The following is a 9,779-nucleotide window of genomic DNA, read 5'->3' as shown; positions in this document are numbered from 1 at the left end:
AGAATATATCCTAGATGAAAAAGGAGAAAAGATTTTAAGCAAAAATGGAAAACCAAAGACAAGAAAAGTAGAACTAACAACATGGAACGATAAAGGCAATGTAGAAAAATGGAGAGAAAATTTTTCAGACCTTTGCAATGAATATCTAGCAAAAAACAAGATAGAAAAAAGAGTAGACCATAGGAGTTTTAAAAGACAAGGCATAAAACAAATACCAACAATACATCTAGGGGCAAGTGCTAGTGCAATGGAAAGAAAAGGAATAAGAACAGAAAAAGGAGATATAAATCGTGAAATAAAAAAACAGAATGAACTATTAAAAAACATAGGCAATGAAATAAAGAAAATAACATCATGGTTAGCAGGCTTTAAAGATAAGCTAAAAGAATCATACAAGGAATATAAAGACCAAAGTAAAAAGCAAATAGAAAATGAATCAGGACTCTTTAACCTCTATGAATATTTAAGCTTTTATCAAGAAATTCAAGAAAATAATAGAGCTGAATTATCATTTTATGGGAAAAGAAACAAGGCAATCTATGATCTAAAAAGATATGCAAGTGGAATAAATTATCTAAGAGAAAACAAAATAAAAACCATATCAGACCTACAAGGGCATATAAATAACCTAAGAAGCAAAAACTCTGAAATATATAAGACCATAAAAGAAAACAGTCAAAAGATAGAAGACCTTAATAAGTGTTTAGCCTATGCAAAGACTGTAAGAAAAACAAAAGCAACCTACCAAGAATATGAAAGCAAGAAAATATTCAAAGAAAGCTTCTACAAGAATAATCAAAAGGAAATAGACCAACATATAAGGGCAAGAACCTTAATTGAAAAAATTAGTGGAAAGAAAAATTTAAGAGAAAAAGAATGGTTAGGAGAAATTAAAAACTTAGAAGATGAAATCAGTAAATTAAATACAGAGTCAGAAAAGATAAGGGAAAGATACAAGGAAATAAATCATATCAAATATGCAGTAGAAGTAGTAAATAGAGAATATAGTATTGACCTATCAATAGAAATTGACAAGGCGATTAAGAGAGGAGAAAAAGAAAGTATCATAGAAAAGATAAAAGAGTATAAGCAAGATAGTGATAGCTTTAATAAAAAAAGACAAATGACTAAAGACTATTACAAAAATCAAGAAAGATAAGACCTGGTAAAAATATCTTATCCAAGCTATAATATGACCAAGAAAATAAAGGCAGATCTAGGAGGTAATAGAGATGAATAAAAGGCAAGAGCTAATAGATGAACTCATAAAAGCAGATCAAGATGGAACATACAAAACCTATAAAAGCACAGAAGAAATAAAATCAATGAACAATGAAGAAGTGAAGATTTTATATTCCAACATGAAAAACTATCTATCAGACAAAAGAACACACACAAACTACTAAAGGTGGAAAAGCCGGATTTAAAAGAGATTGGTTAGGCAGAAAAACAGATAAAAGGCGTCCCCCTAAAGATGAATATATTTGTTCAACATATAACTTAGCAAAAGGGAATTTTGAAGAAAAATGTTCATCACACTATATCAGGAACGAAGTTCTTAATAAATTAGTTTTAGAGACTATCAAAGAAGTAAGCGAGTATGTAAAGTTGAATGGAGAAGAATTTATAAAAAAAGTGTACTCAACCTCAAAAGAGCAAATGGCATTAGAAAAATCCATTGAACATTCAAAAAGTATATTAAAAAACTTTGAGGAAGATAGTATTAGAGCAGATAAGTTTATATCACTTGTAAAGAAATATACTGATTTTAGCGAACTTACAACTCCAATGATAAATGAATTTGTAGATAAGATACTGGTTCATGAGGGTAAATGGGATAACTATGAAAGAACACAGGAAGTTGAAATATACCTGAACTTTATTGGCAAGTTTGAATTGCCACAAGAAGAACCTAAAGAATTTACGCAATAGCAACTTGATGAACTAGAGAAGCTAAGGAAAAAGAGAGAGAAGAAGCGAGAGTATAATTACAGATATTTAAAAAAGAAAAAAGCCAGTATGGAAAAAAATATGACTTTGTGGTCGGCGTAGTTTTAAAACTGCACCGACTATTTTATTTCATACAAATAAATATGTAAATCAGTAAATTTTCTAAAAAAACATCTTACAACTATTGTTAGATAAAACTAACTGATGTATAATCAATAATATCATTATTGATAATTTGATTATTGATTATACTATTAAAATTAAAGTTTTGTAAGAATGGAGGAATGGACATGGCAAATAGAAACCATGAACTTGATAAACCAATTATTGAAGCTGCTAAAATAGAGTTTTTGCAAAATGGATTTCAGGCTGCTTCAATAGGCAATATTGCTAAAAGAGCGGGAGTTACAACGGGAGCAATCTATACAAGGTATAAAGGGAAAGATGAACTTTTTTATAGTTTGATAAAAGAATTTTTAGAAGCTATAAGTGTGAAAAGAAAAGAGAACGAATACTCGTATAGGGAATATTGCGTAGATAAAAACTTTGATCATTTTTTGCGTAGCATTCAGAAAGAAACCAAAGGATATGTAGATGTGTTATTTAAATATTACGAGGAGTGCAAACTAATACTTTGCTCAAGTAAAGGCAGTTCTGTAGAAGCAATATTTCGTGAAATGATGAATAAAAAAATTTCCATAACAAAACAATTTATAAGGGAAAATATAGACCCGAATATAAGTGAGATGAAATTAGATTTGGTAGAGCTTTTGATGAATCAACAATTTAGTGCTTTTAAATTAGTGATTGAAAAAGGATATAGCAAAGAGGAGACAATCGAGTACACAAAAATGCTCGGCGAATTTATTGGGGCGGGTTGGGAAAAGATATTTGATGAAATTATAAATAGGTATTGAATTTATGTACGATAAAGGCAAGAAGGACGAAAATATTTTAGATTTTAAAATAGATTTTTCCTATGAAGGCAAAAAGGAAAAGTCGTTAGATGATGTAATTGGCAGCATATCAAAAGGAGATTGCATAGTTCTTTGTGGCGAAAGTGGATGTGGAAAATCAACATTACTTAGGTGCTTAAACCATTTAATACCAGAGTTCTATGATGGGATATTTAATGGCTATATCTTGGTAAATAGCAACAATATAGAAAACAAGAACATTGGAGAAGTTGGAGAATTGATTTCGTCCGTTTTTCAAGATCCAAGAAGTCAATTTTTTACAATGGAAAGCGATACGGAAGTATCTTTTGGACTTGAAAATAAAGGGTTAAGCCAGGAAATAATAAAAAGAAGAACAGAAGAAGCTTTTTCAAAATTTGGCTTGGAGTATTTGAAAAACAGGGAAGTATTCAAACTTTCAAGCGGAGAGCGTCAACTAATAGCGATTATGTCTGCTTGGGCAATGGATACGGATATTATTTTACTTGACGAGCCAACTGCAAACTTAGATTATTTAGCCATAGAAAAACTGAAAAATATCTTATTGCTTCTAAAAGAAGATGGAAAAACTCTAATAATCAGTGAACATAGGCTTTACTATTTGAAAGAGTTGGCTGATGAATATTGGCTAATAAAAAATGGAAGCTTTTATGAAAAGTATGATAAGGACGATTTTAAGATATTTTCTAAGGATGAATTAAATAATTTGTGTTTACGAGTTACGGATTTGAATCAGATTGAGGTTCAGAAGAAGTGTTCTAATGTTGTCAATGATAAATTAGAGGTAAAAAATATATCCTTTGGATATAAAAAAAAATATATTTTAAATGATTTGTCGTTTACAGCTTATTTGGGAGAAGTGACTTGCTTGATTGGCAAAAATGGTTCAGGTAAAACCACCTTAGGAAAATGTGTATGTGGACTATTGAAACCAAAAAAGGGAAGAGTTTTTTTAAAGGAAAAAGAATTGAGCCATAGGCAGCTATCGCAGGATAGCCTATTTATTATGCAAGAAGCTGAATTTCAATTTTTTACAAATTCTGTATTATCTGAACTGAAGTACGGTGTAAATCGAAACAAATATGATGAGATAGAAGCTCTACTTAAAAAGTTTGATATGTGGAAATATCGTGATAGACATCCATTTTCTCTTTCAGGTGGGCAAATGCAAAAATTAACCTTAATGATGGCGTATCTTTCGGATAAAAGTGTGGTTATTTTAGATGAACCAACCTCAGGAATGGACAAAAAAAGTTTAGATACTGTAGTGGGATTGATAAACGATATGAAAAAGAAAAAAATCGTGATAACAATTAGCCATGACTTAGAATTTATTTCATCAGTTGCGGATAAATGTTTGGAACTTGATGATGGAACGATACAAAGGATTTGTGAAGTAAAAGAGAATAGAGATATTGAAAGCATTAAAAGTATATTTGAAAAAGATTTAGAACATCAACCCCCGGCAAAAAGAGAAAAAAATCTTTTAGATCCGAGAACAAATATTTTGTTTTGGCTTCTTTGTATGGTTGCAGTAGGAATCGACAATAAAAGTTTGATTTTTGAATGCAATTTATTAGCTCTCGTTTTTTCTCTTGCAAATAGAAGATATAAGACTTTAGGAATTACTTCTATCATTATAGGGCTTATTTACGGTCTTGAAATCATATATCCGAATGAAATTACAATATTTACGGCAAATTTGTTTCCTAGATTTATTTTAATATTTCTACTATTTCCTATTATTCTTGGAGGTAGAGGGACAACAAATATGCTTGCGGGACTTAGAAAAATAAGAATACCTGAGAAGTTATTATTGATTCTTGCAGTTTCTTTCAGGTTTTTCCCGGTGCTAAGGAATGATTTTAAATTACTTAGACAGGTGCTTAGAAATAGAGGAAGTTGCAAGCATAAAAATATAATAAAAGAAAAAATAGATTATCTTGAGGCTCTGATTGTATCACTCATTTTTCGAGTGATAAGAATAGGGGAAACTTTATCAGCTTCAGCAGAAACAAGAGGAATTGCTTTAAATCATAAAAAATCATCTTATGTTACTTTACAGTTCAATTTATGCGATTACATATTGATGATTGGAATGATAGTAATTTTGATGATAAATATTTTATAAAAATAGGAGGACTTAATCATGAACAAAAACAAATTGAAAGCGAAAGATATCATTACAGTTACTTTATTATCATTGTGTAACATTTTGATATTTTCGATTGGAACATTCATGTATGCAACACCAATTACCATACTCTTAACACCGGTGCTTTACTCATTATTACAGGGTATTGTTTTCTATGTTATCGGAGTGAAAGTGAAAAAAAGAGGAGCGTTTTTTATATATTCCCTTATTCAAGGAGTGATAGCATTCTATCCACCATATATTTTGATGTTTGTAATTTCAGGATTGATAGCAGAGTTTTTATTATATAAAAAAGGTTATGGTAATTTAAAAGTTATTGGAGTCAGCTATGTTATTCAGCAAACTTTGGCTTCAATTGGAAGTGTAATTTATCCATATACAATAGCCTTGAATAAAACTATAGGAGCCATGAAACAAAAGGAGTTAGCTTCAAATATTATAGCGGCAGGCAAAATGATTTCTTCTTGGGGAACGCTGATTTTACTTGCCTTAGTTATAGTTTCAGCAATCGCAGGAGCTTATATAGGTAGCAAGGTCGTAAGGAAACATATTTTAGAAAAAGAAGCTAATGCATAGGGTGAAGTCATGAAAAAAGAGAAAGAACCAAACTTTTTTAAAGAAATGGATTCGTTTATAAAGCCATACAAAAAAAGATATATTTTATCTGTTATGCTAAGTATGCTTTCTGTTCTATGCGAACTGTTATCCTACGCTTTTGTTGGAATTTTAGCGGGATATATCTTCAAAGGATTTCATGGAAACAACATGATATATGTCTTGATTTTCACTATAATCTGCAAAATATCAGGGGTGCTGCTTTCAAATATTTCAACACTTATATCTCATAAAGCAGCATACTTAACGCTAAAGGACTTAAGATATGCAATTTGTGATAAATTTGTTAGATTGCCGATGGGATATTTTGATATGAATCCTAGTGGAACATTAAAAACGATATTGGTAGATAGGGTGGAAGATATAGAAAAAACATTAGCACATCTACTTCCTGAGATGACTGCAAATTTATTGATACCTATTGCCATGATTGTTTGGATGCTTGCAGTTAATATTAAGCTTACCGGGATTATATTTCTTTGGGTTATATTTGGACTATCAATCGGAATGCTTATGATGATTGGATATAAGAAAAAATATGAGGGACAAGTACAGGCACAAAAGAATATGAATCAAGCGGTTATAGAGTATGTCAAGGGGATTGATGTAATTAAAACTTTCAATATGGAAGATAGCTCCTATGCTAAATATAAAAATGCAGTCATACGCCATGCGGAGTATGCTATAAACTGGATGAAAAGCTCACAGATTTATGCGTCTCTTTCCTATAGCATAGCTCCTGTATCTATATTTCCAACAATTGTTGTGGGATTGATATTTTTTAATAATGGGTTTCTTACTGAGCAAAGTTTATTTTTGTTTATGATGATTTCTCTTGGAATATTTAAACCGATTGTTAAAGCATCCAGTTATGTTGACCAATTGGCACAGATGGGAACTGTTACTAAGGAAATAAAAGGAATCTTAGATTATCCGGAACTTAAGAGAAGTGAGAATTCTAATTTAAAAGAAAAAATGACATACGACATAGCGTTTGAAAATTTACAATTTTCTTATGATGGTACAAAAAATGATGTTGATGATGTGAATTTAACCATTAAAGAAAAAACTATGACTGCAATTATTGGTACTTCAGGTTCAGGAAAATCAACTCTAATGAAACTTTTAGCCGGATTTTGGGATTTTGAGAAAGGAAACATAAAAATAGGTGGTATAGGGGTAAAAGACCTTTCAATGAATGATCTGAATACTCTTATATCCTATGTGGATCAAAATACATTTTTATTTGATGATACTATTTTGGAAAATATTAGAATAGGTAAAAAAGATGCAACGAATGATGAGGTGATAGAAGCTGCTAAAAGAGCCGGTTGTCATGATTTTATTCTAACTTTGCCTGATGGATATGACACCATCGCAGGGGATAGGTTATCCGGTGGAGAAAAGCAAAGAATAGCTATTGCCAGAGCAATTCTAAAAAATGCTCCAATTATCATATTAGATGAAGCAACTGCAAGTACAGATATTGAAAATGAAGAAAAAATTCAAGGAGCGTTACTGGAATTTACCAAAGGAAAAACACTAATTGTTATTACACATAAAATTAAAACTGTCATAAATGCAGATAAGATCATATATATGGAAAATGGGAAAATCATTTGCGATGGAAAACATGAAGAACTTATTAAGTCGTGTTCTGCGTATAAGCATTTATATGAAATAGCAAATTGATTGGAGGTGAGAATATGTTTGAAGCTATAAAAAGTGTATGGAACTTTAGTAAGAAAAGGCAAGGCAGTTTAGTCAAAATTTTAATTCTATCATTTATAGAAGGCATATTCGTTATGCTGAAAATGATAGCAATAATTTTAGCGGTAAACGCCATGTTTAATAGTAATTTAATGGACAATTATATTTATAAGGTAATGATACTCGGAATTGTATGTATCATCGGAGTATTTGGTCTTGGTTATTTCACACAACTGGGTTCTGTATCCGTTGGATTTGAGATGGCGAAAGATAAAAGGTTATATTTTGGCTCATTATTTAAAAAACTCTATTTAGGGTTCTTTAGCAAAAATTCAGTAGGAAATATAAACTCAACACTGACTACATCTATTTCAACCGTAGAACAAGTTGCACCAATCATTTTAATTCATGTGATAGGTGGAATTTTATCTGCTATATCAATAGTTTTAGGATTTGCTTACTATGAATGGCAAGTTGCCGTTGTAATATTTGCAGGAATATTAACATATTTGTTTGTAGTTAATCATCAAATGAAAATTTCAAGAAGCGAAGCTCCCAAAAGACAATTAGCACAAACAAAATTAACGGAAAGTGCTATTGAATTTATACAGGGAATAAGCGTAATTAAGGCTTTTGGTATGGGAGAAAAAGATGAAAGAGTAAAAAAAGATATAGATGGTAGTTGTGTTAATAATATAAATTTATCCGAAAAATCTATTCCCTCAAGCATAGGTGCCGGTCTTACGATACAGTTGTTTGAAATTATGATTATTAGCTATGCGTTTTTTATGTGGAATAGTGGAGAAATTTCTCCTCAAAAAGCCATTAATTTATTGATTATGAGCTTTGTAATATTCCAGTCTGTAAGTCAAGCGGGTTCTATTCTTTCTATGATTGGGCTTTTAGATAGCTCACTAAAGGATATAAGCAGTATGGAAAATGCTGAAGAGATAAAGGTATTATCACCTATTCAAAATATAAAATCCAATGAAATAGAATTTAAAAATGTAAGTTTTTCTTACGGAAAAGGAGAAGTTTTAAAGGGAATATCAGTAGCTCTTAAACCGAACACACTTACAGCGATTATCGGACCTTCAGGTTCAGGAAAAACAACGTTTTGCAAGCTTATACCGAGATTTTATGATGTAAGCGAAGGAGAAATTCTGATTGGTGGAGCAAAAATAACAAATATCTCCACCGAAGAATTGATGAAAAATATAAGTATGGTATTTCAAAATGTGTATTTGTTTGAAGATACAATTATGAATAATATTCGTTTGGCAAAGCCAAATGCCAGTGATGAGGATATTATATCCGCTGCAAAAAAAGCGCACTGTCATGACTTTATAAAAAGCTTGCAAAAAGGATACGAAACTAAAATTGGTGAAGCGGGTAGCACTTTATCCGGTGGAGAAAAACAAAGAATAGCGATAGCTAGAGCAATACTCAAAGATGCTCCCATTGTGATTTTAGATGAATTTACCAGTGCTTTAGATGTAGAAAATGAACGCAATATTTTGCAAGCCATCGATAATTTAGTACAGAATAAAACAGTTATTATGATTGCACACAGGTTAGAAACTGTTAGGAAAGCAGACAACATCATTGTTTTAGATAAAGGGGAAATAGTACAGGAAGGAACGCATAATGAGCTTATAACTCAAGATGGGATATATAAATCATTCATTTCAATAAGAGAGCGAGCAAATAAATGGAGTTTTAAGTAAATACATCCATTTTGATGTTTGACTAAATAAATGAGTATTTAATGGGAGATGACGATGTTTTTTGATAATAAAAGTTTTTGAAAGTAACTTTTAACACAAAAATTAAATAATTCAATAACAATAAGAGTTAATTTGATTGTTATTTTCGGAGGACTTTTTACGCCAAAGTGTAGAAGTCCTCCTTTTTTATTCTCAGAAAACCATGATGTCATACGCAATAAAGGCAGCAAAAGAATCCATAAATCTTGAAAAAGAAATAAGAAAAAAGGTGAATAATATTTAGAAAAAGCAAATGGAATATGATTTTAAATAAGCTATAGCCAAGGTAAATTAAAAAGAAAAAGAAAGTATCATAGAAAAGATAAATGAGTATAAGCAAGACAGTGATAGTTTTAATAAAAAAAGACAAATGACTAAAGACTATTACAAAAATCAAGAAAGATAAGACCTGGTAAAAATATCTTATCCAAGCTATAATATGACCAAGAAAATAAAGGCAGATCTAGGAGGTAATAGAGATGAATAAAAGGCAAGAGCTAATAGATGAACTCATAAAAGCAAATAAAGACGGAACATACAAAACATATAAAAGCACAGAAGAAATAAAAGCAAAGAACAACGAAGAAATAAAAGTTTTATATTCCAACATGAAAAACTATCTATCAG

The 9,779-nt window shown here is 30.7% G+C and carries 8 protein-coding genes and 1 pseudogene; all 9 read left to right on the top strand.

Annotated features, from left to right (window positions below):
- Positions 1–1,159, top strand: a 1,159-nt coding sequence (locus HMPREF3045_RS07595; RefSeq protein WP_070738384.1) for a MobA/MobL family protein, incomplete at its 5' end; no start/stop codon positions are given.
- Positions 1,160–1,232: 73 nt separating this feature from the next.
- Positions 1,233–1,406 (top strand): hypothetical protein, encoded by a 174-nt coding sequence (locus HMPREF3045_RS09350; RefSeq protein ID WP_180363018.1) that lies wholly within the window; start codon positions 1,233–1,235, stop codon positions 1,404–1,406.
- Positions 1,407–1,608: 202 nt separating this feature from the next.
- Entirely contained in the window at positions 1,609–1,932 is a 324-nt protein-coding gene (locus tag HMPREF3045_RS09465) for a DUF4368 domain-containing protein (protein WP_083316598.1), read from the top strand.
- A 308-nt stretch (positions 1,933–2,240) separates the two neighbouring features.
- The gene (locus tag HMPREF3045_RS07585; protein ID WP_068455232.1) at positions 2,241–2,867 is read left to right on the top strand and encodes a TetR/AcrR family transcriptional regulator; all 627 of its coding nucleotides are present in this window, start codon (positions 2,241–2,243) and stop codon (positions 2,865–2,867) included.
- Positions 2,868–2,871: 4 nt separating this feature from the next.
- The gene (locus HMPREF3045_RS07580) at positions 2,872–5,037 is read left to right on the top strand and encodes an ATP-binding cassette domain-containing protein (RefSeq protein ID WP_070738379.1); all 2,166 of its coding nucleotides are present in this window, start codon (positions 2,872–2,874) and stop codon (positions 5,035–5,037) included.
- 18 nt (positions 5,038–5,055) lie between these two features.
- Positions 5,056–5,637, top strand: a complete 582-nt coding sequence (locus tag HMPREF3045_RS07575; protein ID WP_068455225.1) for an MptD family putative ECF transporter S component — start codon at positions 5,056–5,058, stop codon at positions 5,635–5,637.
- A 9-nt stretch (positions 5,638–5,646) separates the two neighbouring features.
- A complete protein-coding gene (locus HMPREF3045_RS07570) occupies positions 5,647–7,368 on the top strand; it encodes an ABC transporter ATP-binding protein (RefSeq protein WP_068455222.1) in 1,722 nt (573 codons plus the stop codon).
- Between the two features lie 14 nt (positions 7,369–7,382).
- The gene (locus tag HMPREF3045_RS07565) at positions 7,383–9,113 is read left to right on the top strand and encodes an ABC transporter ATP-binding protein (protein WP_070738377.1); all 1,731 of its coding nucleotides are present in this window, start codon (positions 7,383–7,385) and stop codon (positions 9,111–9,113) included.
- Positions 9,114–9,315: 202 nt separating this feature from the next.
- Positions 9,316–9,410 (top strand): annotated as a pseudogene (locus HMPREF3045_RS09530) (PcfB family protein); the annotation flags it as partial.
- Between the last annotated feature and the right edge of the window lie 369 nt (positions 9,411–9,779).

The organism is Anaerococcus sp. HMSC075B03, assembly GCF_001815585.1.
GTDB lineage: Bacteria > Bacillota > Clostridia > Tissierellales > Peptoniphilaceae > Anaerococcus > Anaerococcus vaginalis.
The sequence above is the reverse complement of the archived record's forward strand: the minus strand, read 5'-3'. Positions and strand labels throughout refer to the sequence as shown.

What these genes read in the sequence shown, in the direction of transcription:
- HMPREF3045_RS07585 (WP_068455232.1), top strand. Translation starts at nt 2,241, where the DNA reads ATGGCAAATAGAAACCATGAACTTGATAAACCAATTATTGAAGCTGCT.
- HMPREF3045_RS07580 (WP_070738379.1), top strand. Translation starts at nt 2,872, where the DNA reads ATGTACGATAAAGGCAAGAAGGACGAAAATATTTTAGATTTTAAAATA.
- HMPREF3045_RS07565 (WP_070738377.1), top strand. Translation starts at nt 7,383, where the DNA reads ATGTTTGAAGCTATAAAAAGTGTATGGAACTTTAGTAAGAAAAGGCAA.
- HMPREF3045_RS07575 (WP_068455225.1), top strand. Translation starts at nt 5,056, where the DNA reads ATGAACAAAAACAAATTGAAAGCGAAAGATATCATTACAGTTACTTTA.
- HMPREF3045_RS07570 (WP_068455222.1), top strand. Translation starts at nt 5,647, where the DNA reads ATGAAAAAAGAGAAAGAACCAAACTTTTTTAAAGAAATGGATTCGTTT.
- HMPREF3045_RS09350 (WP_180363018.1), top strand. Translation starts at nt 1,233, where the DNA reads ATGAATAAAAGGCAAGAGCTAATAGATGAACTCATAAAAGCAGATCAA.